The 24,555-nt window shown below is 46.1% G+C and carries 22 protein-coding genes; 17 read left to right on the top strand and 5 right to left on the bottom strand.

Annotated elements, in window-relative coordinates; all coding sequences use genetic code 11:
• The 11 genes from BM293_RS09205 (at position 1) to lpxC (ending at position 11,919) form a co-directional block, all read left to right on the top strand.
• Positions 1-984 carry a zinc ABC transporter substrate-binding protein gene (locus BM293_RS09205; RefSeq protein ID WP_093448732.1) on the top strand — a complete coding sequence of 328 codons (984 nt, stop codon included), beginning with the start codon at positions 1-3 and terminating at the stop codon, positions 982-984.
• Positions 968-1,705, top strand: a complete 738-nt coding sequence (locus tag BM293_RS09210) for a hypothetical protein (protein ID WP_093448734.1) — start codon at positions 968-970, stop codon at positions 1,703-1,705. Before BM293_RS09205 ends, BM293_RS09210 begins: the two co-directional genes overlap by 17 nt.
• 57 nt (positions 1,706-1,762) lie before the next feature.
• On the top strand, positions 1,763-3,226 hold the full coding sequence (gene sufB, locus BM293_RS09215; RefSeq protein WP_093448737.1) for a Fe-S cluster assembly protein SufB: 1,464 nt from the start codon (positions 1,763-1,765) through the stop codon (positions 3,224-3,226).
• A 69-nt stretch (positions 3,227-3,295) separates the two neighbouring features.
• A complete protein-coding gene (gene sufC, locus BM293_RS09220; protein ID WP_093448741.1) occupies positions 3,296-4,054 on the top strand; it encodes a Fe-S cluster assembly ATPase SufC in 759 nt (252 codons plus the stop codon).
• Complete coding sequence (gene sufD / locus BM293_RS09225) at positions 4,020-5,360, top strand: Fe-S cluster assembly protein SufD (protein ID WP_093448744.1); 1,341 nt, start codon at positions 4,020-4,022, stop codon at positions 5,358-5,360. The genes sufC and sufD overlap by 35 nt, the downstream gene beginning before the upstream one ends.
• Positions 5,361-5,379: 19 nt before the next feature.
• A complete protein-coding gene (locus BM293_RS09230) occupies positions 5,380-6,597 on the top strand; it encodes an aminotransferase class V-fold PLP-dependent enzyme (RefSeq protein ID WP_093448747.1) in 1,218 nt (405 codons plus the stop codon).
• 97 nt (positions 6,598-6,694) lie between these two features.
• Entirely contained in the window at positions 6,695-8,077 is a 1,383-nt protein-coding gene (gene murC, locus BM293_RS09235; RefSeq protein ID WP_093448750.1) for a UDP-N-acetylmuramate--L-alanine ligase, read from the top strand.
• A complete protein-coding gene (locus BM293_RS09240) occupies positions 8,059-9,027 on the top strand; it encodes a D-alanine--D-alanine ligase (protein ID WP_093448940.1) in 969 nt (322 codons plus the stop codon). Before murC ends, BM293_RS09240 begins: the two co-directional genes overlap by 19 nt.
• A complete protein-coding gene (locus BM293_RS09245) occupies positions 9,008-9,739 on the top strand; it encodes a cell division protein FtsQ/DivIB (RefSeq protein ID WP_093448753.1) in 732 nt (243 codons plus the stop codon). Before BM293_RS09240 ends, BM293_RS09245 begins: the two co-directional genes overlap by 20 nt.
• A 7-nt stretch (positions 9,740-9,746) precedes the next feature.
• Complete coding sequence (gene ftsA, locus BM293_RS09250; RefSeq protein ID WP_093448756.1) at positions 9,747-10,991, top strand: cell division protein FtsA; 1,245 nt, start codon at positions 9,747-9,749, stop codon at positions 10,989-10,991.
• Between the two features lie 16 nt (positions 10,992-11,007).
• Positions 11,008-11,919: a UDP-3-O-acyl-N-acetylglucosamine deacetylase gene (gene lpxC, locus BM293_RS09255; RefSeq protein ID WP_093448758.1), complete on the top strand. Its 912-nt coding sequence runs from the start codon at positions 11,008-11,010 to the stop codon at positions 11,917-11,919.
• A 22-nt stretch (positions 11,920-11,941) separates the two neighbouring features.
• On the opposite strand, the gene BM293_RS09260 is transcribed toward lpxC, so the two are convergent.
• Positions 11,942-12,373 (bottom strand): DciA family protein, encoded by a 432-nt coding sequence (locus BM293_RS09260; protein WP_093448761.1) that lies wholly within the window; start codon positions 12,371-12,373, stop codon positions 11,942-11,944.
• Between the two features lie 106 nt (positions 12,374-12,479).
• Here BM293_RS09260 and secA point away from each other — a divergent pair, with 106 nt between their 5' ends.
• Genes secA through BM293_RS09275 form a run of 3 tightly spaced genes read left to right on the top strand, consistent with a single transcriptional unit; the run spans position 12,480 to position 17,432 of the window.
• A complete protein-coding gene (gene secA, locus BM293_RS09265; protein ID WP_093448764.1) occupies positions 12,480-15,227 on the top strand; it encodes a preprotein translocase subunit SecA in 2,748 nt (915 codons plus the stop codon).
• 21 nt (positions 15,228-15,248) lie between these two features.
• Entirely contained in the window at positions 15,249-16,472 is a 1,224-nt protein-coding gene (gene argJ, locus BM293_RS09270) for a bifunctional glutamate N-acetyltransferase/amino-acid acetyltransferase ArgJ (protein WP_093448767.1), read from the top strand.
• The gene (locus BM293_RS09275; RefSeq protein ID WP_093448770.1) at positions 16,473-17,432 is read left to right on the top strand and encodes a Nudix family hydrolase; all 960 of its coding nucleotides are present in this window, start codon (positions 16,473-16,475) and stop codon (positions 17,430-17,432) included.
• Here the strand turns inward: BM293_RS09275 and coaE are convergent.
• A complete protein-coding gene (gene coaE, locus BM293_RS09280) occupies positions 17,404-18,048 on the bottom strand; it encodes a dephospho-CoA kinase (RefSeq protein WP_234968973.1) in 645 nt (214 codons plus the stop codon). The genes BM293_RS09275 and coaE overlap by 29 nt on opposite strands.
• A complete protein-coding gene (locus BM293_RS09285) occupies positions 18,021-18,308 on the bottom strand; it encodes a peptidylprolyl isomerase (RefSeq protein WP_093448776.1) in 288 nt (95 codons plus the stop codon). Before BM293_RS09285 ends, coaE begins: the two co-directional genes overlap by 28 nt.
• 54 nt (positions 18,309-18,362) lie before the next feature.
• On the opposite strand from BM293_RS09285, the gene BM293_RS09290 reads away from it, so the two are divergent.
• On the top strand, positions 18,363-20,171 hold the full coding sequence (locus BM293_RS09290; RefSeq protein ID WP_093448778.1) for an N-acetylglutaminylglutamine amidotransferase: 1,809 nt from the start codon (positions 18,363-18,365) through the stop codon (positions 20,169-20,171).
• Positions 20,172-20,236: 65 nt separating this feature from the next.
• Complete coding sequence (gene grxD / locus BM293_RS09295; RefSeq protein ID WP_093448780.1) at positions 20,237-20,587, top strand: Grx4 family monothiol glutaredoxin; 351 nt, start codon at positions 20,237-20,239, stop codon at positions 20,585-20,587.
• Between the two features lie 10 nt (positions 20,588-20,597).
• Here grxD and rnt read toward each other — a convergent pair whose 3' ends face one another.
• Both rnt and argA read right to left on the bottom strand, forming a co-directional pair.
• On the bottom strand, positions 20,598-21,251 hold the full coding sequence (gene rnt, locus BM293_RS09300; RefSeq protein ID WP_093448783.1) for a ribonuclease T: 654 nt from the start codon (positions 21,249-21,251) through the stop codon (positions 20,598-20,600).
• The gene (gene argA, locus BM293_RS09305) at positions 21,248-22,531 is read right to left on the bottom strand and encodes an amino-acid N-acetyltransferase (protein WP_093448785.1); all 1,284 of its coding nucleotides are present in this window, start codon (positions 22,529-22,531) and stop codon (positions 21,248-21,250) included. Before argA ends, rnt begins: the two co-directional genes overlap by 4 nt.
• 118 nt (positions 22,532-22,649) lie before the next feature.
• On the opposite strand from argA, the gene ilvD reads away from it, so the two are divergent.
• Positions 22,650-24,554: a dihydroxy-acid dehydratase gene (ilvD, locus tag BM293_RS09310; RefSeq protein ID WP_093448788.1), complete on the top strand. Its 1,905-nt coding sequence runs from the start codon at positions 22,650-22,652 to the stop codon at positions 24,552-24,554.
• Position 24,555: the final 1 nt, after the last annotated feature.

Here is a 24,555-nt window from a genome sequence, read left to right on the forward strand (position 1 = left end):
ATGCGAAGATTGCACAGGCAAATAATTATAGTGTTGTGTTGTTGGTTGGGTGTGGCCAGTGGCGCGCTAAAAGCAGACGTTGAGTCGTCATCCAGTCAACCTATACATATCGTGGCCTCTATTCCGCCTTTGGCAGGGTTGATTTATCCAATGCTGGGTGAACAGGATTCCGTCACGGTCATTTTAGATGCCGGTAGTTCACCGCATGGTTTTCAATTCAGGCCGAGCCACATGCGTGCGGTGCAGCAGGCGGACTTAATATTGATGGTTGGCACGCCAGTTGATGCGTGGATCCAGCGTACTGCAGAGCGTGCTGATAGTGCAAGCTTACAGCTGTTTGATCCAGAGAAATCAGATTGGCTGCCGCGGCGAGACTCGGGGACGTGGAGTCGTGACCATCACCATCGTCATGGACAGGGTATGCATGGTCATGCTCAGCAAACTGGCTTACAAGCCGTGGCTCGAATAGATGGTCATATTTGGTTGGATATAGAGCGTGCTACAGACTGGGTAGCGGATATGAGTTTAGCTTTGCAGCAACTCCGGCCAGAGCGTGCGGCAGAGTTTCAAGCGCGGGAACAGCAAACAGTGGCGAGTCTGATGGCAGCTCGCCAAGTTTGGTCAGATCAGCTGCAAGCATACCAAACTAAGCCATTTGTTGTTATGCATGATGCCTATCAGTATTTTGAACTAAGGTTTGGCTTAAATGCGGCTGGTGCGGTTTATATGAACCCGGAGGTTGCGCCAAGTGTTCGTCGCATTCAAGAGATTCGCGATACCTTGGTTGCCCAGGGTGTGGTATGTGTGTACCAAGAGCCGCAGTTTCCAACGGATAGGCTGCGATCTGTGCTGCGGGGTATGGACGTGGGCTTGGGGCAGCTAGATCCACTTGGTGCAGAGGGTACCATTGTTCCTTATGAGCACTTCTACGACAGTTTAGTTCAATCTTTTATCGCTTGTATGCAAGATGCGTCAAAACCATAAGCTGTTCTTAATCGGCCTGCCTGGCAGTGGTAAATCGTCTGTTGTAACTAAGCTCAAAGGTCTAATGGAGCCGACAGGTATGGCTCAATTAATTGATGCTAGGCTGCGTGAAGCTGACGGGTTTGATTTTTCATTGGATAAAGATGAGCAGGCCTGCTTAGTTTGGGATGTTCGCGAACATTTTTCGGCCTACCCTGAAGACTGGTTAAAAGCGTTTTTTGCCCAAGCGGATCGATTGGTGTTAACCAACTGGACACAGCTCGATTTAATGGCGCAAAACCGATTTAAGCGACAGCTAAAAGATTACTATGGCAGTGCTGTTTTTTATGCTGATACGCTGGCGCCTGAAAAAGCAGCGGCATTATTTGCACCACTAAAACAGGCTTTCCCATGCTTTAGTGATGCAGGTGCCAATCTTCATCATATAACCCTGCCTATGGGTTGTGTTGTATTGGATCATCTGCTATTTGTACTCGATATGGTGCAGCAAAATTATCAGCGCCCCATTTGGCGAGCAGCTGCGTTGTTGGATACCTTAGAGTACGCTAACCCGGTAGTATTGGACATGACCCATAGTCAGTTGCGCACCTTTGGTTGGCCGTTAGATCGCCCAGTCAACAACAAATTGATGCCAGGGCAGCTTAATGTTTGGCTTGATGCGTCGTTTGATCATGCGCAGTTGCAAGAATGGCTTGATGCATCGCTTGCACCTGGGGCGTGATTCGACATATAATAACCTACCAAATTACTCAGAAATTCGGATTGAGGACGAAAGCCCATGCAAACAACCCAGTATGAAGAAATTAATGACATTCTGGCTAAGAATCAGCACTATAAGGAAGGTTTTCATACTCAGACCCTAGTTGAGACCTTTGCAAAGGGCTTGAACGAAGATGTTGTTAAGGCAATCTCGGCGAAAAAAAATGAGCCCCAGTGGATGCTGGATTTTCGTTTGAAAGCTTTTAGGCATTGGCAGACTATGCCAGAGCCTCACTGGGCTAAAGCCGAGTATGAGCCTATCGATTATCAAGATTACAGTTATTATTCTGCACCAGAGTGTGGCAGTTGTGCTACAGACGGGCAGGCTGAAAGTGGCTCGGCTGTAGACCCCGAAGTAGCCAAAGCCTTTGCGGCGCTCGGTGTGCCGATAGATGATAGTGATGCGAATATTGCTGTTGATGCCATTTTTGATTCGGTGTCGGTGTCCACGACCAAGCGTGATCAGCTAGAAAAGTTGGGTATTATTTTTTGCTCATTTTCCGAGGCGGTTCAAGATCATCCTGAGTTAGTCCAGCGTTACCTTGGCAGTGTGGTGCCTTATCACGACAACTTCTTTGCCGCACTCAATTCTGCTGTCGCATCAGATGGAACCTTTGTTTTTATTCCTGAAGGGGTGCGCTGTCCGATTGATTTATCTACCTATTTTCGAATTAATGAAGCTAAGACAGGTCAGTTTGAGCGTACGATTTTAATAGCTGAAAAGGGCAGTTACATTAGCTACATTGAAGGTTGTTCTGCACCGATTCGTGACACCTACCAATTGCATGCCGCTGTGGTTGAGGTGATTGTCCATGAAGATGCCGAGGTTAAATACTCTACGGTGCAAAATTGGTACCCAGGTGATGAGGATTGTCAGGGCGGTATCTTAAATTTTGTGACTAAACGGGGTGTGTGCGAAGGGCGTAATGCAAAGCTATCATGGACGCAAGCTGAAACGGGATCGGCGATCACTTGGAAATATCCAAGCTGTATTTTAAAAGGCGATAACTCAATCGGTGAGTTTTATTCGGTGGCCTTGACTAATCGTCGTCAACAAGCTGATACCGGTACCAAAATGATCCATATCGGCAAAAACACCCGCAGTACTATCATTTCAAAAGGCCTGTCTGCAGGAAAAAGCGACAATACCTATCGTGGCTTAGTGAAAATTTTGCCTGGTGCTGAAGGCGCGAGAAACTTCACACAATGTGACTCGATGTTAATTGGCAATCAATGCGGCGCGCATACCTTTCCATATATCGAGGTACAGAACCCAACTGCTCAAGTAGAGCACGAAGCGACAACCTCTCGGATTGGAGAAGATCAGTTATTTTATTGCCAACAACGGGGTATCAGCGAACAAGATGCGATTTCGATGATCGTTAACGGTTTTTGTAAAGAAGTATTTAAAGAGCTACCATTAGAGTTTGCACAAGAAGCCGAAGAGCTATTGGCGATTAGTTTGGAGGGGTCAGTGGGTTAACCGCAAGCAATGGCTGATATTATCTGTATTTAATTTGAATTTTATTTAACGCAAAAGCGAAGACTAATTATGTTTCTCAATATCGAAAACTTACATGCTCAAGTTGAGGATAAGACAATTCTAAAAGGGATTAACCTTAGGGTTAATCCTGGTGAAGTTCATGCGATTATGGGGCCAAATGGATCGGGTAAAAGTACCTTATCTAGTGTGTTAGCCGGTCGTGAGGATTATGAGGTGAATGCAGGGGAGATTCGTTTCTTGGATCATGATCTGCTCGAAATGGATGCGGATGAGCGCGCCCAGCAAGGGGTGTTTTTGGCATTCCAGTACCCTGTCGAAATTCCTGGTGTCTCGAATAAATTATTTATGCATACAGCGTTGAATGCCAAGCGAGCGGCGGAAGGCTTGCCTGCTTTGGACATGTTTGATTTTGAACAGCTCGCTTTGGAAAAAATGAAAAGGCTTGAAATGTCACCGATAATGCTGGAACGATCGGTGAATGTCGGGTTTTCAGGCGGTGAAAAAAAGCGCAATGATATTTTTCAAATGGCCATGCTTGAACCTAAGCTATGCATCATGGATGAAACCGATTCAGGATTAGATATTGATGCACTAAGAATTGTAGCGAACGGCGTCAATGCGCTTCGCTCTAATGAACGTAGCTTTATTGTTGTTACCCACTATCAGCGTCTGCTTGATCATATTAAGCCCGATTTTGTGCATGTGTTATACGATGGCAAAATCATCAAGTCGGGTGGTTTTGAGTTAGCTCAAGAGTTAGAGGAGAGGGGGTATGACCACCTTATCCAAGCCTATGAAAAAGTTTAGTCCGCTCGCACAGGCTGCGATGGATTATTATCAATCGCAGGCAAAACAACTCATGCAAGCAGAGGGTGAAGGCCATGCTGTGACGGCATTTCGTCAAGCTGCGCTAAATAGATTTTTAGAACAGGGCTTTCCAACTCGCAAGGATGAGGACTGGCAATTTACCCCGCTTAGTAACTTTTTAAAAACTCATTACGCTTTCAATGGTGTGTCACGCATAGACGAAGCTGCGATTGCAGCGGTCAAGCCTAAAGTTGATGGTTGGCATTTAGTATTTGTTGACGGCTATTTTAGTGAAATTTTGTCGGATGATTTAGCGGGTATGCCCTCTGGTGTTTCCCTGGAGTCAGGCAAGGATGCGCTGGATTTTGAACAAGGTTTTCGTGTATTTGCTGACCATGAAACTGATATTGAACAGGACGCATTTGGCATGCTGAATGCCATGTTATTTGACGATGGTTTATTTATTGAGCTCGCCGCGCATGTTCGCTTAGCTAAGCCGATAGTGGTGAGCTATGTGCAAACCTTGGCCAGTCATGCAAACACAACGCGCTGTAAAATTAAGTTAGGTAGGGGTGCGCAATTACAGCTTATAGAGCAATATGTTGCGATTGATGCTGGTTGCGGCTTTGAAAATAGCGTATGCGAAATTGATTTGGCTGAGCAGGCAAAAATGTCGCAAGTTATTTGGCAAAACTTGCCTGAGCAAGGGATGTTTTTTAACAATCAATTTATTGATTTGGCTGAGCAGGCGCAATTTAATACGCATTATATTGGTCTGGGCAGCGCAATCTCGCGCCACCAAAATCACGTTCAAATGGCTGGAGAGCGTATTGAGTCTGAACAAAATAGTATTTGTTTTGCGCGTAATCAGCAAATAATGGACACCCGAACCTATACCGGGCATAGCGTTGAATGGGGTGCGAGCCGACAGCTGCATAAGTTGGTGTTAGCTGATCAGGCAATTGGCGTATTCAATGGCATGATCAAGGTGGATCAAAAGGCACAAAAAACAGACGGCATGATGGATAACAAGAATTTATTGTTATCTAACAAAGCACAGATGAATGCCAAGCCACAGCTGGAAATTTATGCTGATGATGTCAAGTGCTCGCATGGTTCGGCATCGGGCCAAATTAGTGCAGACCAAATTTTTTATCTGCAAGCAAGGGGTTTGACGAAGCAACAGGCGCGTCAGCTTGTTACCTTAGCGTTTCTTATGGAGCCGCTTGAATCAGTGGCAGATCACGCAGTGCGTGATTGGTTACAGCAGGCGCTTTCTGCAGCAGTTACACCTTATTTAAACTAGGCAAAAAGCTTGAGGCTCTATGATTGATAATCACGCCATTCGTACTGAATTTCCTCTGCTAGCACAAACTGAAAAAGGCTTGTCGTTAGTCTATTTGGATAATGCTTCGACGAGTCAAAAGCCACAGCAGGTGATTGATGCCATGGCACGCTATTATGAGGCCGAGAATGCTAATGTGCATCGTGGTGTGTATGGTTTGAGCGAACGTGCAACCGATGCATTTGAAGGTGTTAGAGCGCAGGTTCAACGTTTATTAAACGCGGCTTCTACAAAAGAAATCATTTTTGTACGCGGCGCAACAGAAGGTATTAACCTTGTTGCAAGTTCATGGGGGCGAAGTACTTTAAACCCTGGTGACCAAATTATTGTCAGCGAAATGGAGCATCATTCTAATTTAGTGCCCTGGCAACTGTTGGTTGCCGAGCTGGGTGTTGAAATTGTGAAATGGCCGATCGATGATTTAGGTCAGTTACATTTAGATGACTTAGCAGGCCTGTTTAGTGAAAAGACACGTCTTGTTGCGGTCACGCATATGTCAAATGCCTTGGGTACAATCAATCCTATTGCTGATGTGATAGCACTTGCTCATCAACACGGGGCAAAGGTATTGGTAGACGCGGCTCAATCTGTGTCGCACATGCCGATTGATGTTCAAGCTTTGGATGTTGATTTTATGGTCTTTTCCGGGCACAAAATGTATGCACCTACGGGAATTGGTTGCCTATATGCAAAGCAGACACTATTAGAGCAGATGCCACCCTACATGGGCGGTGGTGACATGATTTACCAAGTGAGTTTTGCAGAGACTACTTTTAATGAGTTGCCCTATAAGTTTGAAGCGGGCACGCCAAACATTGCCGGTGTCATCGGTTTAGGTGCCGCCATTCGTTTTATTGAACGGGTGGGGTTCGATAGAATTTCGGCAATTGAGCAAGATTTATTAGACTATGCTACACAAAAGTTAAGTGAACTACCTGGTTTACGTATTATTGGTGAAGCACCACATAAGGGCGCGGTGATTTCATTTGTGTTTGAACAGGCGCACCCTCATGATATTGCAACCTTAATTGATCAAGATGCGATTGCGTTACGAGCCAGTCATCATTGTGCCATGCCTGTCATGACCAAGTTTTCTCTCCCGGCCACACTGCGTGCGTCATTTGGTGTCTATAACAATCGTGACGATGTGGATCGTTTGTGTGCGGCGTTAAAGGATGCGCTAGAGATGTTGGCATAATTATCTTGCCTAGGCATGTCGTGATAGTTGGTTAAAATTTTGCTATGATACCCACATTTTAGCCTTAAGCCTAGATAGTGCTTAAGTGGGGTAATCAATGAAAGAGCAAGTTAAGCATATCCACTTTGTCGGAATCGGTGGTGTAGGCATGGCCGGTATTGCTGAGGTGTGCATTAACCTTGGTTTTGCAGTCAGTGGATCAGACATTCGCCGCCACGCAACCGTAATACGATTAGAGGCTTTGGGCGCGAAAATTCAACTTGGTCATCAGCCCGAGTGGGTGCAGCAGTCAGATGTTGTGGTGGTTTCAAGTGCCATCACCCAAGATAATCTTGAGGCGGCTTGGGCTAAAGCGAATCGTATTCCGGTCATACCTCGTGCAGAGATGCTTGCAGAGCTGATGCGCATGCGATATGGCATCGCCATTGCAGGCACACATGGTAAAACGACTACCACAAGTTTAACGGCGGCTATTTTGACTCAGGGGGGGCTTGATCCAACATTTGTGATTGGTGGGCAGCTTAATCAAATTGGTACTAATGCGCGCTTGGGAACAAGTCGTTATTTAGTGGCAGAAGCAGACGAATCGGACGCCTCATTTTTGCATCTTGCGCCAATGATGTCAGTAATCACCAATATTGACATAGATCACATGGAAACCTATCAAGGTGATTTTTCTCGTCTTGTTCACACCTATAATGAGTTTATCAACCGACTGCCTTTCTATGGTCTGACTGTATTATGTCTGGATGACCCCCATCTGAAGCAACTAATGCCGGACGTGCTTAGAAAGGTACGCACTTATGGATTTGATTCAGCTGCAGATGTCGTGGCAATTAACTGGCAGGCTAAGGGCTTAACAAGTGAATTTGATGTTGTTGTCAAGGGTCGAGAGCCCTTTCATGTCAAGCTCAATATTCCTGGTCAGCATAATGTTAAAAATGCCTTAGCTGCGATTAGTGTGGCGCTAGAGTTGGGTGTTTCAATAACGTCTATCCAACAAGCATTAGAGGCTTTTGGTGGTGTCGGGCGTCGTTTTGAAGTCTATCCTAAGCGGGTGATTGGTGGTCACACGCTTACTTTGGTTGATGACTATGGTCACCATCCAACCGAGCTATTGGCAACATTAGAGACCGCGCGTGATGCGTTTCCGGGTCAGCGCCTAGTTTTAGTGTTTCAGCCACACCGTTATAGTCGAACACGAGATTTATTTGATGAGTTTATGACTGCGCTTGCAAAAGCAGACCTGATCATATTGGCTCCAGTTTATGCAGCAGGTGAAGCTTTAATTCCAGGTTTTGATACTAAAGCAATGATTCAAAACCTGCGTATTCGTGGTGCACAAAATGTGATGTTAGCGGATGGGTTTGATGCACTTAACGCGATGGCCGGAGATGTATTGGCCGCAGATGATGTTGTTCTGATGATGGGGGCAGGAGATATTGGGCAATGGGCGAAGGTATGGCAGCAGCAAATTTAAACCAAAGAGTGGCATCATGGCGAACAAAGTTGCAGGCACAATCCATTGCGGTTATATACGGCGGCACCTCAGCGGAACGTAATATCTCTTTAAAAAGTGGCCAGGCGGTCGTCAATGCAATGCTATGCGAAGGCTTGGATGCGGTGGGTTATGATGTGTCTTGTTTGGACGATGTGGTCAAGGCCGCTAAACAACACTCTCTGGTCTTTTTAGCGCTGCATGGCCGTTGGGGTGAAGATGGTCAAGTTCAGGCTATATTGCAGAGTTTAGGCGTCCCTTTTACAGGTAGTCACATGGCAGCGAGTGCGCTAGCGATGGATAAGGTGCGTACCAAGTATGTGTGGCAGGGAGCAGGTTTACCCACGCCGCAATTTTATCGCATCTGCGCTGCGGATTTGGCGCAGATTGATTGGTCTGCTATGCCTATTCCGGCCATGGTCAAAGCCAGTCATGAAGGATCTAGCATCGGCCTTTTTAAGGTGGATTCAATGCAACAGCTACAATCTGCTGTCACCGAAGCATTGAGTTTTGATACGGAAGTTTTAGTTGAACAGTGGGTGTCGGGTCGTGAATTTACCTTTTCAATTTTAGGCGATCAAGTGTTGCCTGCGATTGAATTAAAAACACAGCATGACTTTTATGATTTTGAGGCAAAGTATGTCACGGGCGACACACAATATATTTGCCCGGTAAATTTAAGTACGGAGTTGAATGCGCGTCTTGCGCATTTGGTTTGGCAGGCGTTTGAAATTTTGGGTGCAAAAGGGGTTGGGCGTATTGATTTGATGCTTGATGAATCAGGTCAGCCTTGGTTAATTGAATTAAATACGCTACCAGGTATGACGGATATGAGTTTAGTACCTAAAGCGGCAAAGCAATATGGACTAAGCTATGGTGAGCTGTGTATTGCAATTGCAGGATTGGCTTTAGATGACTCGGCTCTGGCTTAAGGGCGCATTAGTTGCCTTATTAGCAGGCCTGCTGCTGCTATGGGTGTTGATGGTTATTAAACCTGAGCAGCACGCAACAATGTCCTATAAAATAACATCGTCCTTAAACCATGTGAGCTTAGATGACATTGAAGATGTCATTTGGCCTTTTTTAGCGCAGGGTTTTTGGGAGGTAGACTTACCTGGCTTGCAATACAGCTTGCAACAGCAAACATGGGTTAAGCAGGCTCATGTATCTAGGCAATGGCCAAACCAGCTCATCTTAGAGCTGGAGGAACGTGATCCAATAGCACGATGGGGTCAAGCAGGGTTAATTGATCGTCAGGGCGAGGTGTTTAACCCAGAGAATGTGGCTGCTTTTGAGCATTTGGTGAAGTTAACCGCACATGACCTACAAACACGTGCCATGCTGCGTCATTGGCATCAGGTGCAGGACACGCTTAATCAAATGGCATGGCGCGTGAAGTCATTGACTTGGTTTGCAGACGACGTCCTTCATGTGGAAGTAGATGCGGGGCACCAACTCTATATTATTGCCAGTGAAAAGGGGTTGCTGCTCCAGCGATTTATTCAAGCTTGGCCGCATTTGGATACGACAGAGTTAGTGGCTGCTAAAACATTGCAGATGCCGACAAAAGAACCTGTTAAATGGAAAATTGATTTAAGATATAGTAATGGAATGGCGCTGAAACCCTTAACTAGAGTTGATTGAGAAAAGTATGGCAAGAAAAAAACCGGCCGCGAATATTGTTGTTGGCTTAGATATTGGCACATCAAAAATAGCTGCCATTGTTGGCAAGCTTAAAACAAATAGTGAAATCGAAGTCATTGGTATGGGGACCTATCCATCCAAAGGTTTAAAAAAAGGGGTCGTTGTAAATATTGACTCTACTGTAGACTCTATTCAGCGTGCAATCGATGAAGCTGAGCGTATGTCTGGCTACGAGGTATCATCCGTCTATGTTGGCATTGCGGGCAGCCATATTAACAGTTTTAACTCAACGGGTATGGTCGCAATCCGCAGTCAAGAAGTGACTGACGACGATATTCTAAGGGTGATTGATGCAGCGAGAACGCAAGCGATTCCCGGTGACCAAAAAGTACTGCATATTTTGCCACAAGAATATACGATTGATAATCAAGATGGTATTCGTGAGCCCATTGGTATGTCTGGTGTTCGTCTTGAAGCAAAGGTTCATATGGTAACCGGTTCACTCAGTGCGGCATTAAACATAACCAAATGTGTCGAGCGTTGCGGGCTAGAGGTTAACGATATTATTCTTGAACAGTTGGCCTCAAGTGAATCAGTTTTGTCAGAAGATGAGAAAGAACTAGGGGTCTGTCTAGTCGATATTGGCGGTGGTACGACTGACATAGCCATTTTTTATCAAGGTGCGATTCGGCATACAGCGGTTATCCCCGTCGCGGGTGACCAGGTAACTAATGATATTGCCGTGGCATTACGCACACCATCACCTGCAGCAGAAGAAATAAAACGCAATTATGCGTGTGCTTTACCGCAGTTGATCGCGACGGATGAAGAAATAGAAGTTCCAAGCGTCGGCGATCGTCCGGCGAGGTGTTTGTCACGACGTACGCTTGTAGAAGTCGTTGAGCCGCGTTATGAAGAGCTTTTCCAACTGATTCAAGCCGAGTTAAGACGTTCTGGTTTTGAAAGCATGATGGCCGCGGGCGTGGTGTTAACTGGCGGTAGTGCTAAGGTCGAGGGCGCGGTAGAACTCGCTGAAGAGGTATTTAATATGCCAGTTAGGTTGGGTATTCCCCAAGATCTGCAAGGGCTAAAAGATGAAGTAACAGATCCGGCTTTTTCCACAACGGTAGGGCTGTTAATTTATGCGCGCGAACATACCCAGTTTGTACCAGGCCAAGATGCATCGCCACTGAAGGTCAATCAAGTATCTGTGCTTAACCGGATGAAAGAGTGGTTCAACAAAAGTTTTTAATGTTTAGGATTAATGAGTGAAGCAACGTACATTAGCTAACCCAATTCATGCCAAGGGTATTGGTCTTCATACCGGGCATCAGGCTCGTATTACACTAAGGCCTGCTCCCGTTGATACCGGTATCATTTTTCGTCGTGTTGATGTCGACCCTGCAGTGGAGTTTAAGGTTACGCCCAATTTAGTTGCAGAAACCACACTCTGTACCACGATTCGCTCAGGTGATAAGAAAATTGCTACCATTGAGCACCTGATGTCGGCACTAGCCGGTGTTGGAATGGATAATCTATATATCGATATTGATGCGGATGAAGTGCCGATTATGGATGGCTCTGCATCGCATTTTATTTTTCTTATTCAGGCAGCAGGTATTCAGTTACAAGATAAGCCGAAAAAGTTTTTGGTTATCAAACAGCCTATTCGTGTTGAAAATGAACTTGGTGGTTGGGCCGAATTTAAGCCTTATCAAGGCTATAAGCTCAACTTTGCAATAAAGTTTAATCATCCTGCGTTTAAGCAAACGGCTGAGGATATGACGCTGGAGTTTTCATCTACAAGTTATTTTAAAGAAGTGAGCCGTGCACGTACCTTTGGTTTTTACAATGACATCGAAGCCTTACGTGCTAAAAAGTTGGCACTTGGCGCGAGTTTAGAAAACGCTATTGGCCTTGATGAAAATGGAGTGATGAATAAGGGTGGTTTGCGTAACAAAGATGAGTTTGTAAGACATAAGATTCTAGATGCAGTAGGTGATCTATTCATGTCTGGCTATGCTATTGTAGGCGAGTTTAGTGCATTTAAATCGGGTCATGCGCTGAATAATCAGTTATTGCGCAAGCTGTTTGAGCAGGACGATGCGTTTGAATTTATAACCGACTTTGGTGATCAGTCTGAGCCGATAAATTTTGACAGTTCTAAGGTGTTGCTATAACAAACCCATCACATGTTGCGTGTTAGTTGGCACGGCGACTAAGCCTTCTTAAAGCACTCGCCAATTTAGCTGATGTTACTTGCTCGCTTAATGCGAGCATTTTTTTTGCTGTCTGCTGATCTGGGCGTTGAGGTTGTTTAGTGGGTTTGAATGGGTCGTGGGTTGATTTTTTATGTTGGCTTAATCTCACTTTTACTGGGTTGATAAGATTAAGTCCGGGGTAGAGTTCATTGATACGAGCCAAGCATTCAGGCGCTATAAACCTGATTTTGCTTGCCCATAATGCTTCATCAATAATCAATACTAAATAAGGATGTTCAATGCCTACTGCGCTGAGGTGTTGGCGCATGGTTTCGGGTAGCAGATTCTGCACATGCTCGTAGAGTGCTTGATATTGTTGCGCTTCTTGAATAAGTTTAAATAACCCGGATTGATTCAGTGGGTGTTTGGCCATAATAGTCTTCAATCAATAAGTGAATGGGATGTCAGCAACCTGTTTACTTTAGCTATGCTAGAATAGCCACATTTTAAACGATTTTTTGCTTTGGATTTCTTCAACTATGTTTATGTCATTTTTTCAAAAGTTATTAGGTAACCGTAATCAGCGCTTGGTTAAGCAGTATCAAAAACGTGTAGCACTTATAAATGCACATGAAGAAGCTTTGGCGAGTTTAACTGACGAAGCATTACAGGCTAAAACGGCTGAATTTAAGACACGTCTTGCGGCTAACGAAAGCCTTAACGATATTCTTCCTGAAGCCTTTGCAGTGGTTAGAGAGGCCGGCAAACGCGTACTCGGTATGCGTCATTATGATGTGCAAATGATTGGGGGTATGGCACTGAATGATGGCCGTATTGCTGAAATGCGCACGGGTGAAGGTAAAACCTTAGTTGCAACCCTACCCGCCTATTTAAATGGTCTAGCGGGTAATGGCGTTCACGTTATCACGGTAAATGATTATTTGGCTAAACGTGATGCCGAGTGGATGAGCCATTTATATGGGTTTTTAGGTTTAACTACGGGTGTGATTGTTAGCGGGCAAAGCCATCAAGAAAAACAATTGGCTTACTCTATGGATATTACCTATGGTACCAATAATGAATTTGGCTTTGATTATCTGCGCGACAATATGGCTATTTTTAATGAAGAGCGAGTCATGCGTGGTCAAGCATTTGCTATTATCGATGAAGTGGACTCAATTTTAATTGATGAGGCTAGAACGCCGTTAATTATTTCCGGGCCGGCTGAAAATAAAGCGCAAACCTATCATACTATCAACCCATTAATGCCCCATCTTGAACGTGGCGAAGAAGACCCGATTGAGAAAACCGCAACGGGTGACTACACCGTTGACGAAAAAAATCGCCAAGTCTATTTGACGGAACAAGGTCACGAAAAGATTGAAAATCTTTTGGCAGAGGTTGAATTGCTTAAAGACGGTGAAAGTCTTTATGATGCGACCAATATTGGTTTGATGATTCATGTGAATGCGGCGTTACGTGCGCACGTGTTGTTTGAGCGTAACCGTGATTACATTGTTGAAGATGGTCAAGTGGTCATTATTGACGAGCATACCGGTCGGAAGATGATAGGCCGCCGTTGGGGCGAGGGCTTGCATCAAGCCGTTGAGGCCAAAGAGGGGCTAGAGATTCAAAGTGAGAGTCAAACCTTCGCTTCAATTACCTTCCAAAACTATTTTAGACAGTATCAAAAATTGTCTGGTATGACCGGTACAGCAGATACCGAAGCAGGCGAATTTCTATCAACCTACAAGCTCGAGGTTGTGGTCATTCCCCCTAATAAAACGCCGCTACGTGATGATTTAACCGACTTGGTTTTCTTGGATGTGCAATCCAAGTTTAAAGCGATTGTTGAGGACGTTAAAGCAACGCATGCTAAAGAGCAGCCTGTATTAATTGGTACCGCTTCGATAGAAATGTCAGAGCTTTTATCGGCCGCTTTTACACAATCAGGTGTTAAACATGAGGTGTTAAATGCAAAGCAACATGAGCGCGAAGCGCAGATTATTGCCAATGCGGGACGCCCGGGTGCGGTCACCATTGCCACCAACATGGCGGGGCGTGGTACGGACATTGTTTTAGGCGGTAGCTTGGATGTTGAACTTGAAGAGTTAGGACCTGACGCGGATGCAGAGGCGAAAGCGCAAGTTAAAGCGGCTTGGCAACTTCGTCATGATCGCGTGCTAGAGTTGGGTGGTTTAAAAGTGATCGGCTCGGAACGTCATGAATCACGCCGTATTGATAACCAGTTGCGCGGGCGCTCCGGTCGTCAAGGTGACCCTGGGAGTACGCGCTTTTATTTGTCATTGGACGATGATTTAATGCGTCGCTTTGCGTCAGAAAAAGTGAAAAATATGATGCGTCGTCTGGGGATGGATGAAGGCGAAGCCATTGAGCATCCGATGGTCAGTCGTTCGATTGAGCGCGCGCAAAAGCAGGTCGAACGTTTACATCAAGATGAACGCGCCAACCTACTGAAATTTGATGACGTATCCAACGAACAGCGTAAAGTGGTGTATCAGCAGCGTAACGAGTTAATGGAAAGCGAAGAAGTTCGTGAAACCGTTAAGATTATGCGTGAAGACGTGGTTAATGAGATCATTGATGACTTTATTGCCCCCGGCAGTCTAGATGAGCAGTGGCGCATTCCAGAACTTAATCATGCGCTAGAAGAAAACTTTGGTATCAAGGTCGATGTGCAGGCTTGGTTGGATGCAGACGCGTCCTTGTATGAAGAAACCTTGCGTGAAAAAATTGTCGCTGAAGTACAGTCTCACTATGATCAAAAAATGGCCATTATTGATGAGAAAACCTTGGGTCATTTTGAAAAAGAGTTGTTGTTGCGCAATATTGATAAATTATGGCGTGAACATTTATCTGAGATGGATTACTTGCGCCGAGGTATTCATCTGCGTGGCTTTGCGCAGCGTGACCCTTTCCAAGAGTACCGCCGTGAAGCCGCATTGCTATTCCAAGGCTTCCTAAATGAAGTGAAAAAAGAAACGATTAAAATGTTGTCATTGGTGCAGTTACATAGTCAACAAGATGTCGCCGCCTTTGAAAAACAGCAGCAAGCTGAATTAGAAAAAGATATGCAGCAGGCGAAGGCCTCTCATCCGGCCGCTGCGGCACCTCAGGCTGAATCAGCAGCGACGTCAAATAATGCAGGTGCTGATAATGCTAAAGAGCAAACTTACCGTCGTGAAACCCCTAAGCTTGGGCGTAATGATCCTTGTTCCTGTGGTTCAGGCAAAAAATACAAACATTGTTGTGGTAAGTTAGATTAATTTTATTCTTAGAGGTGGATCATGCCTGTTGGTCTTGCGTACGAGTTGCCAGAAATTCATCCAGTTGCCGGTGTTTATTTAGGTGCGACGGCCGCTAAAATTAAAAAAAATGGTAAAACAGATTTGGTTGTTATGGAGTTTGCGCCGGGCAGTGTGACCGCCGCAACCTTTACCACCAATGCCTGTTGTGCTGCACCAGTTCATGTCGCGAAAGCCCATTTAGCGGCCGCGCAACCACGGGCGTTATTAATTAATTCGGGTAATGCGAATGCGGCGACTGGCGAGTCGGGAATGGTGAATGCTAAGCAAACCTGTCAGTGGTTGGCTGATGAATTAGGGTGCGAGCCGGAAGAAATCTTGCCCTTCTCGACAGGGGTCATTGGCGAACCCTTGCCGATGAATAAAATTCAATTGGGTTTGGTTGCGGCTGTGGCTGAACGCGCTATTGACCACTGGCCTCATGCTATGGCCGGTATCATGACTACGGACATTGTGCCTAAAATGGTCAGTCGTGTAATTAACATTGACGGGCATGACGTAACCATCACGGGTATGGCTAAAGGCTCGGGGATGATTCATCCTAATATGGCTACGATGTTGGGTTTTGTGGCCACTGATGCCAAAATTACCGCCGAACTATTGCAGGGCTGCTTAAGTCACGCAGTCAAAAAATCATTTAACCGGATTACGGTGGATGGAGACACCTCGACTAACGATGCCTGTACGCTAACGGCCACCCAACAGGCCGATATGCCAACCATGACCGATGCGAACTCGCCTCAATATAAGCTCTTTGCGACAGAGATTGAGCGAGTGATGACCGAGCTTGCGCAGATGATTGTGCGTGATGGTGAGGGGGCAACTAAGTTTATTAGTGTGGAAGTGAATGGTGGTGAATCTGAAACAGAGTGTTTACAGGTCGCCCATGCGGTTGCCTTGTCTCCGTTGGTGAAAACAGCCATGTTCGCATCAGATCCAAATTGGGGTCGTATTTTGGCCGCAGTGGGCCGTGCGGGCGTAAAAAACTTAGACATAAATCGATTGCAGATTTTTTTGGGTGACGTATGTATCGTGCGTGATGGTGGCCGTGCCAGCGATTACACCGAAGAACAGGGGCAGCAGGTGATGAAAGCGGAAGATATTGCGGTACGTATCGAGCTTAATCGTGGTCAGCATAGTGAAACCGTTTGGACCTGCGATTTCTCCTATGATTACGTTAAAATCAATGCGGAGTATCGCTCTTAAATGTCAGACCTTGTCGAGGTTGCGGTCGGCTGTTTAATTCGCAATGGTCAGGTGTTGATTGGGCAGCGATTGGCTCGTCAATCTTTTGCCGGTGAGTGGGAGTTTCCAGGTGGTAAGCTAGAAGCCCATGAAACACCTGTTGAAGCATTGGTTCGTGAGTTTAAGGAAGAAACCGGTTTAATTACCCAAGATTGGCAAGCCTTAATTAGCTATCCTTGGACACACCATTTACCCAAGGGTTCGCTCCAAGTACAGCTGCATGTGTATGTGACTGAGCAGGCAAGTGGCGAGCTCACCGCCCCTGAAGGGCATGCGTTTGAATGGTGTCCATTAGCTGATTTGGATCAGCGTCCTATGCTGGTTGCTAATAAAGGGATTGTGCGGGCGCTGCAGTTACCTTCATCCTATATGATTACCGGTGGCTTTCACGATCAACAAGATGCGATAGGGCGCCTTGAGCAGGCGCTTAAACAGGGTATTAAGTTGGTGCAGCTCCGCGCGAAACATCTGGATAAGTCAGCGCTTTGTAAGCTTGCTCATGAGATGGCGAAACATTGTCATGGTCATGGCGCAAAACTACTTGTCAACACCTCTGTTGACTGGTTTGAGGCAATGCCATTAGTTGACGGTTTACAGTTATCGTCCACGGAGTTAATGTCTTGCACCAGCAGGCATGTTGCGACCGATCAGTTGTTGGGTGTATCGGCTCACAATGCTGTGGAGCTTGCCAAGGCGGCTGAGTTAGTCGCCGATTTTGCGCTGCTATCACCGGTTAAAGCGACACAAACCCATCCTAATACCCCCGCGCTTGGCTGGTCAGCTTTTACGCAACTTACCCAATCCATGCCGATTCCCGTTTATGCTCTAGGCGGCATGACGCTGAATGACCTCGCGATTGCGAAGTCAGCCGGTGCACAAGGTATTGCGGCCATTAATGGTTTGTGGCCCCAGGCTTTGTAACCGATTCTAACCAAGCCTGCAAAGTTTGATGCAATGCTGCGACCGAACTATTGTTCTCAATAATGCTATCAGCTAAGGCTTGGCGTGTGGCGGGGTCCGCTTGTTGCACGATAATGCGTTCGATTTGTTCAATGGCGCGTTGATCACGGGTTGCAACGCGTTGACGTTGTAAAGCAGGGTCGCATTCAATTAATAGGACATGGTCGATTTGATAAGCCGGTTGTATGACTTGGCTAATCACTGGGATGGCAACAAAGATCAACTTGTGTTGGGTTTTGAGTGCGCTGACTTGAGCGCCAACTTGTTGGCGAACCAAGGGGTGTATCATCTGCTCGATGTCATGTTTCAGTTTTTGATCACTAAAAAAAGCCGCGGCGAGTTTTGGGCGATCTAATTCACCCTGTTGGGTTAAAAAACGATGACCATAATCGGCAACTAATGCTTTCAATCCTGGCTGTCCGGGTTGCATGAGCTGTTTTGCAACCTGATCGGTATCGATGACTGGATAGCCTTGCTCAGCAAAGTAACTACAAGCCGCCGATTTACCACAGCCTATCCCGCCGATAACGGCAACAACCAGGCCTGGTGTCATGGCCACACCTTCTGATGAACCCAAGCGATATGCCAACCTAACGACGATTGAAAGGGTTCGCTGGGGCGTGCAACAGGCGCACCCCATAGCCCATGTTCAAAGTCTCGCTCAAGCAGGCCTGGTGCCATAAAGCCTAAATCCCCTTCATGTGCCTTGCTAACACAGATTGAATAGCGCATGACGGCCTCGGTAAAGCTCAGCTCTTGCGCAACTAAGCGGGGGTATAGACGTGCTGCAATTTTTCGCGAGGGCAGCAGGATATGACTGGCATGGATTAATGGCATTATTTTTGGTAATCGGTAAAATGGTAAAACTCTATTTTACTGGATGAAAGTCTTATGTGCGGAATTTGCGGTGAGTTTTTGTGGCGAGACGGACAGCAAGCTGATCAGCAACGAATCAATAAGATGGTTGCGCAGCTTGCCAAACGTGGCCCGGATGCACAAGGGGTGTGGACACACGAGCAAGTGGGCTTGGGTCATACGCGTTTAGCCATTATTGACTTAAGTCCAGCAGGGCAGCAGCCTATGCAGGATCAAGAGTTAACCTTGGTATTTAATGGTTGCATTTATAATTACAAGGCGTTGCGAGCAGAGTTGATTATTCTGGGGCATGACTTTCAGTCTGACTCGGATACCGAGGTGATTCTAAAGGCTTATCGTCAGTGGGGTTCGGAGTGTTTAACCTACCTTGACGGCATGTTTGCTTTTGCTATCTGGGATGACCATCAGCAACAATTATTTTTAGCACGTGACCGCTTTGGGATTAAGCCGCTCTATTATGCTTTGACTGATCAGGGGGTGCGTTTTGCGTCGAATACCCAAGCACTCTTGGCTTCAGGCGGCATCAATATGGAGATTGATCCGGTAGGTTTGCATTTCCAGTTAACCCTGCATGGTGTGATTCCGGCACCGCATACCATTTTAAAAGGAATTAGAAAATTACAGCCAGGGCATTACATGCTGGTGCAGCCGGATGGTCAAATTTTTGTGCGCCAATACTGGCAGCTCAAAGCCCAGCGTCCTGAGGAGACGGATGCAGCTAAGCCGCAAACGGAGCAGGCCTGGTTAGACGCTACGCATGATGCGTTAAAAAAAGCGGTGGCTAAGCGAATGGCAGCGGCGGATGTGCCGGTCGGCGTTTTGCTTTCTGGTGGGCTGGATTCGAGCCTACTGGTCGGATTGTTAGCTGAAGCAGGGGTGAGCCATATCAAAACCTTTTCAATTGGTTTTGAAGATGTCGCTGATGAGCGTGGGTCTGAGTTTGAGTACTCCGATAAAGTGGTTGCGCGTTATCAAACCGACCATCATAAATATATTGTACCGAATAGCCAGGTACTGCCTCGTTTACCAGAAGCGATCGCGGCTATGTCCGAACCCATGGTGGGCCAGGATGCGGTGGCCTTTTATTTGTTATCCGAACAGGTGTCACAAGATGTCAAGGTGGTGCTATCAGGTCAGGGCGCCGACGAAGTGTTTGCCGGCTATTTCTGGTACCCGCAGATGGCGGCGGCAGAAGGCTCGGCGCTAGAGCGATTTGCGCCTTACTATTTTGATCGCAGTCATGAGGAATGGTTACAAACTGTTCATCCGCGTTTTCATCTAAATGATGTAACCAGTGAATATGTCGCAGAGTGTTTAACCGAGCCGGGCGCGGATAGTTTTTTAGATCAAGTGTTGCGTTTTGATAGCACGACCTTAATTGTTGATGACCCGGTGAAGCGTGTTGATAACATGACCATGGCGTGGGGCTTAGAGGCGAGAGTGCCTTTTTTGGATAAGGATTTAGTTGAATTGGTGATGCAAGCGCCTCCCGAACTTAAACTGGCGGATGGCGGTAAGACGTTGTTAAAAAGGATGGCGCGTGGCCTGATTCCTGACGAGGTTATTGATCGACCCAAAGGGTATTTCCCAATGCCAGCGCTTAAATTTGTACGCGGGGAGTTTTATGATTTTATGCGGGATATTTTATTGAGCCCCGCAGCACAAGCGCGCGGTTTATTTAATCAGGATTACATTGCAAGATTGTTAGCCAGTCCTGAAGCGCCTGAAAACTTTACGGCCATTAAAGGGTCCAAGCTTTGGCATTGCGCGCTATTAGAACTTTGGCTGCAAACCCATGTTGACCCATATAATTTAGCGCACTAACGTGATCGCAAGAATTGGCGTATAATAACCAAGCATTTTACTAGGACATTAAATAGGAGTTTAAGATGAGTTTTGAAATGGATGAACAAAGCGTGCTCGCAAAAATCGATGAGCAGGTTAAAAACAATCCGGTTGTGTTGTATATGAAAGGCACGCCCCAAATGCCATCCTGTGGTTTTTCCAGTCGTACGGCAGCGGCTTTGGTTGAAACGGGTGAAAAGTTTGCGTTTGTAAATGTGTTAGCAGACCAAGGGATTTATCAGTTTTTGCCTAAATATCAAGATTGGCCAACCTTTCCACAGCTTTACATCGACGGCGAATTACAAGGCGGGTGCGATATTACGCTCGAGTTAGCTGAGGCTGGCGAGCTAAAAGCGCTCATGGCGGCCGCCAATGCCAAGGTCGACCAAGCTTAATCAGCTATTCTTAAGCACGACTTGGCTTGTCAAGTTTCCATTGATTCACGATTTGGCAGAATAGACGCCCTGTTTGCAGGGTGTCATAAGCCGCTTCATGAGCCTTGTCATGGTCCCAGTCAAAGCCGGCCATTTTAACCGCCTTGCTTAAAACCGTCTCACCATATACCAGGCCTGCTAATGACACCGTGTCAAAGGTACTAAATTGGTGAAAAGGTGATTTCATTTTATTCCGCTCTGCGGCATGTTTTATAAAATTCAAATCAAACATGGCATTATGGCCCACTAAAATCGCGCGAGTGCAGCCACTGGCCTTAATGGCGCTATTGATTGGTTGGAATAAATTTTCAAGCGCTGTCCGCTCGGACTTAGCATCTCGAAACGGATGGTAAGGATCCTCAATGCCATTAAACTTTAGGGCACTTTGATCTAGTTTTGAGCCCTCAAAGGGTAAGATATTCTCTTGGAACAGTGACCCATTAATCAGTTCACCCTGCTCATTCATATCTAGCAATAGCACGGCAACCTGTAACAGCGCATGACTGCCTGGGTCGAAACCGGCTGTTTCAACATCAACCACAACAGGTAAAAAACCTCGGAAACGATCTTTGATTTTTGTCACATGGGCAGCTGTTTGGTTGGATTTAGGTTCGAAGTGGGTCATGTTAGGGCTTTAATAAGTACTTTAGATTGGCGTTGAAAGTTATATAGCTGTTGTTTTTGGAGTGGAAGATCGTCCAAGGCCGCTAATACAAAGCCTTGTTCAATAAACCAATGATAGGTGTGCGTAGTAAGCAAGAATAGTTGTTTGATGTCCTGCTCCTTGGCCTTGTGAACAAGGTAGGTAATCAATTCTTCACCCAAGCCCTGGCCTTGATAGCTAGGGTCAATGGCGAGACAGGCGAGCTCGGCCTGTGCATTGGGGTGAGGATAAAGCGCGGCACAGCCTAAAATGTGGCTATCACGTTCAATAACAAAAAACTGGTTGATTTCAAGTTCAAGGCGCTCTCTGGAACGTTTTACGAGCATACCTTTCTGCTCCAAGGGCGAAATTAAATCAATAATCCCACTCACATCCTCGATACATGCTTGACGAATCTGGTGGTAGCGATCGGTGAAAACCAATGAGCCAATACCGTCGCGGCTAAATAATTCAATTAACAAACTGGTGGGATCTGACTCATTAAGTAGGTGAATACGTTTAACTTCTTGTGCATTGTTCGCAAGGCATTGAATGAGATCGGCTTGGTCGGCATTTTGTGCGGGCCAATGAGTCAATTGATTAAGACTGAGCTGCTTGGGCAGGCCACTCATTTGATCGCTTGAAGTAAACACCATTAGTTTGTCTGCGTGGATTTTACTCGCAACCCAGCAGGCCTGCTCAAGGGTGTTGAGGTTAAACACTTCACCGGTCAGCGAGTAGGCTAAAGGCGTAAGTAGTGCAATTTGGTTTGAATCTAACACGGCTTGCAATGCGGTTTGATTAACCTTACGAATTAAACCGGTATGTTGGTAGTCAACGCCATCAATGACACCTCTTGGTTTGGCAATGACCCAGTTACCTGAGCAGAGGGTCAGTGGGAATGGATGATGGGTCTGTTGGCGACTAAAGGCCGCTTCTAACATACTGCGCACTTCACCAATGGTGCGTTGTAAAACAGGGAGCATGTCAGGTGAGGTAATGCGAATTTGATGATGGGTTGACCATTCAATGCCAGCCTGTTCAAGTGCCTGATTAATTTGTAGGGTGGCGCCCATTACGATAATAAGACGTAAGCCCAGTGCATTAAGGTGCGAAATATCTTCAGCAAATTCCTGTAATTGCTCGCGATGCTCTAGCAATTCGCCGGGCAAATATACCACGCACACTTTACCGCGATGTTGAGCAACATAGTCGGAGGCTTGGCGAAGGTTGTTGAGAAAATCAAGTTCAGATTGTTTCATGAGGTTTCGTAATTATGAGAAAATGTTAAAAATATTTTTAACAACTACAGACTTTTTTAAGTATAGCAAAGCAATAACTAAAAGTTTGATTATCTAAGCGTTTGTTTAAGGAGAAACTATGCCAGCATATCGTTCAAGAACCAGTACTCACGGCCGCAACATGGCCGGCGCGCGTGCGTTATGGCGTGCTACCGGGATGAATACAGAAGATTTTGGTAAACCGATTATTGCGATTGCTAACTCATTTACCCAATTTGTGCCGGGCCATGTGCATCTAAAAGATCTAGGTCAGCTTGTGGCAGGTGTTATTGAACAGTCGGGTGGCGTGGCAAAAGAGTTTAATACGATTGCAGTCGATGATGGGATTGCTATGGGTCACGACGGTATGTTGTACTCATTACCATCTCGTGAGGTGATAGCCGATTCAGTGGAATACATGGTTAATGCGCATTGTGCAGATGCGTTAATTTGTATTTCTAACTGTGACAAAATCACCCCCGGTATGTTGATGGCCGCAATGCGATTAAATATTCCAACGATATTTGTTTCTGGTGGACCTATGGAGTCGGGTAAAACGGTGATAGGTGGTCAAACAATTAAGCTAGATCTAGTTGATGCGATGGTGATGGCCGCTGATGATAAGGTTACCGATGACGAAGTAGAATCTGTTGAGGTTTCGGCTTGTCCGACCTGTGGTTCTTGCTCGGGCATGTTTACCGCTAATTCGATGAACTGTCTTGCTGAAGCCTTGGGTATGGCTTTACCTGGTAATGGGTCAGTACTGGCCACCCACGCTGATCGTAAGCATTTGTTTGAAGAAGCAGGTCGCCGTATTGTCGAAATCGCTAAAGAGTATTATGAGCAAGATAATGACAAGGTGTTGCCACGCTCTATTGCTACCTTTAGTGCATTTCAGAATGCCGTAGCATTAGATGTGGCAATGGGTGGGTCAACTAATACGGTGTTACACTTATTAGCTGTTGCACATGAGGCAGGCGTTGAATTTACGATGGCCGACATTGATGCGATGTCACGTAAAGTCCCTTGTTTATCGAAAGTTGCCCCTAATTCAAAAATTTATCATATGGAAGATGTGCACCGAGCGGGCGGTATTATGCGCTTGTTAGGTGAACTAGACCGTGGTGGGCTGCTAGATCCTGATACCTATACTGTGCATGCGTCCACACTGGGTGCGGCACTTGAACTATGGGATATCCGCCGTAATCCATCGGAAGCTGTGCAGAAGTTTTACATGGCGGCACCGGGTAATGTTAGAACCACGCAGGCCTTTAGCCAGGAAAAGCGTTGGAAAACACTGGATACAGATTATGAAAATGGCTGTATTCGATCAGTTGAGCATGCCTATACGCAGGACGGTGGTTTAGCAGTATTGTTTGGTAATATTGCTCAAGATGGCTGTATTGTTAAAACGGCTGGCATAGACGAAAGTATGCTTGAAGTCGAACAGCTTGAATATACCACCAGTGTGCCAACCTCGACTATCCGTGTGTTCAGTGGTCCAGCGCGAATCTATGAAAGTCAAGATGCAGCCGTCGCGGCTATTTTGGGTGATGAAATTCAGAAAGGCGATGTGGTGTTGATTCGTTATGAGGGCCCAAAAGGTGGACCAGGTATGCAAGAAATGCTTTATCCCACCAGTTATCTTAAATCAAAAGGCTTAGGCAAATACTGCGCCTTGTTGACAGATGGGCGTTTTTCAGGTGGTACATCGGGGTTATCAATTGGCCACGCTTCACCAGAAGCCGCTGAGGGTGGCAATATTGGCTTGGTTGAAGAGGGTGATATTATTGAAATTGATATACCAAACCGGTCAATTAACGTTAAAGTGAGTGACTATGAACTGTCACAACGACGTCAAAAAATGTTGGCGAAAGGTGATAAGGCATGGAAGCCAGAGCACCTAAGAGAGCGTCGTGTTTCAGCGGCATTGCGTGCCTATGCTGCGATGACTACAAGTGCTGCATTTGGTGCGGTTCGTCGTGTTGAGCAAATCGAAAAATAGG

Source organism: Thiomicrospira sp. ALE5 (genome assembly GCF_900112445.1).
In the GTDB taxonomy this organism is placed as follows: domain Bacteria; phylum Pseudomonadota; class Gammaproteobacteria; order Thiomicrospirales; family Thiomicrospiraceae; genus Thiomicrospira.

Excerpts from the sequence above, each read along its gene's own strand:
- BM293_RS09230 (WP_093448747.1), top strand. The coding sequence starts at position 5,380 with ATGATTGATAATCACGCCATTCGTACTGAATTTCCTCTGCTAGCACAA.
- murC (WP_093448750.1), top strand. The coding sequence starts at position 6,695 with ATGAAAGAGCAAGTTAAGCATATCCACTTTGTCGGAATCGGTGGTGTA.
- secA (WP_093448764.1), top strand. The coding sequence starts at position 12,480 with ATGTTTATGTCATTTTTTCAAAAGTTATTAGGTAACCGTAATCAGCGC.
- grxD (WP_093448780.1), top strand. The coding sequence starts at position 20,237 with ATGAGTTTTGAAATGGATGAACAAAGCGTGCTCGCAAAAATCGATGAG.
- BM293_RS09210 (WP_093448734.1), top strand. The coding sequence starts at position 968 with ATGCGTCAAAACCATAAGCTGTTCTTAATCGGCCTGCCTGGCAGTGGT.
- argA (WP_093448785.1), bottom strand. The coding sequence starts at position 22,531 with ATGAAACAATCTGAACTTGATTTTCTCAACAACCTTCGCCAAGCCTCC.
- argJ (WP_093448767.1), top strand. The coding sequence starts at position 15,249 with ATGCCTGTTGGTCTTGCGTACGAGTTGCCAGAAATTCATCCAGTTGCC.
- sufD (WP_093448744.1), top strand. The coding sequence starts at position 4,020 with ATGACCACCTTATCCAAGCCTATGAAAAAGTTTAGTCCGCTCGCACAG.
- BM293_RS09245 (WP_093448753.1), top strand. The coding sequence starts at position 9,008 with ATGACTCGGCTCTGGCTTAAGGGCGCATTAGTTGCCTTATTAGCAGGC.
- ftsA (WP_093448756.1), top strand. The coding sequence starts at position 9,747 with ATGGCAAGAAAAAAACCGGCCGCGAATATTGTTGTTGGCTTAGATATT.
- BM293_RS09290 (WP_093448778.1), top strand. The coding sequence starts at position 18,363 with ATGTGCGGAATTTGCGGTGAGTTTTTGTGGCGAGACGGACAGCAAGCT.
- BM293_RS09275 (WP_093448770.1), top strand. The coding sequence starts at position 16,473 with ATGTCAGACCTTGTCGAGGTTGCGGTCGGCTGTTTAATTCGCAATGGT.
- BM293_RS09240 (WP_093448940.1), top strand. The coding sequence starts at position 8,059 with ATGGCAGCAGCAAATTTAAACCAAAGAGTGGCATCATGGCGAACAAAG.
- rnt (WP_093448783.1), bottom strand. The coding sequence starts at position 21,251 with ATGACCCACTTCGAACCTAAATCCAACCAAACAGCTGCCCATGTGACA.
- BM293_RS09205 (WP_093448732.1), top strand. The coding sequence starts at position 1 with ATGCGAAGATTGCACAGGCAAATAATTATAGTGTTGTGTTGTTGGTTG.
- BM293_RS09285 (WP_093448776.1), bottom strand. The coding sequence starts at position 18,308 with ATGCCATTAATCCATGCCAGTCATATCCTGCTGCCCTCGCGAAAAATT.
- sufC (WP_093448741.1), top strand. The coding sequence starts at position 3,296 with ATGTTTCTCAATATCGAAAACTTACATGCTCAAGTTGAGGATAAGACA.
- BM293_RS09260 (WP_093448761.1), bottom strand. The coding sequence starts at position 12,373 with ATGGCCAAACACCCACTGAATCAATCCGGGTTATTTAAACTTATTCAA.
- sufB (WP_093448737.1), top strand. The coding sequence starts at position 1,763 with ATGCAAACAACCCAGTATGAAGAAATTAATGACATTCTGGCTAAGAAT.
- ilvD (WP_093448788.1), top strand. The coding sequence starts at position 22,650 with ATGCCAGCATATCGTTCAAGAACCAGTACTCACGGCCGCAACATGGCC.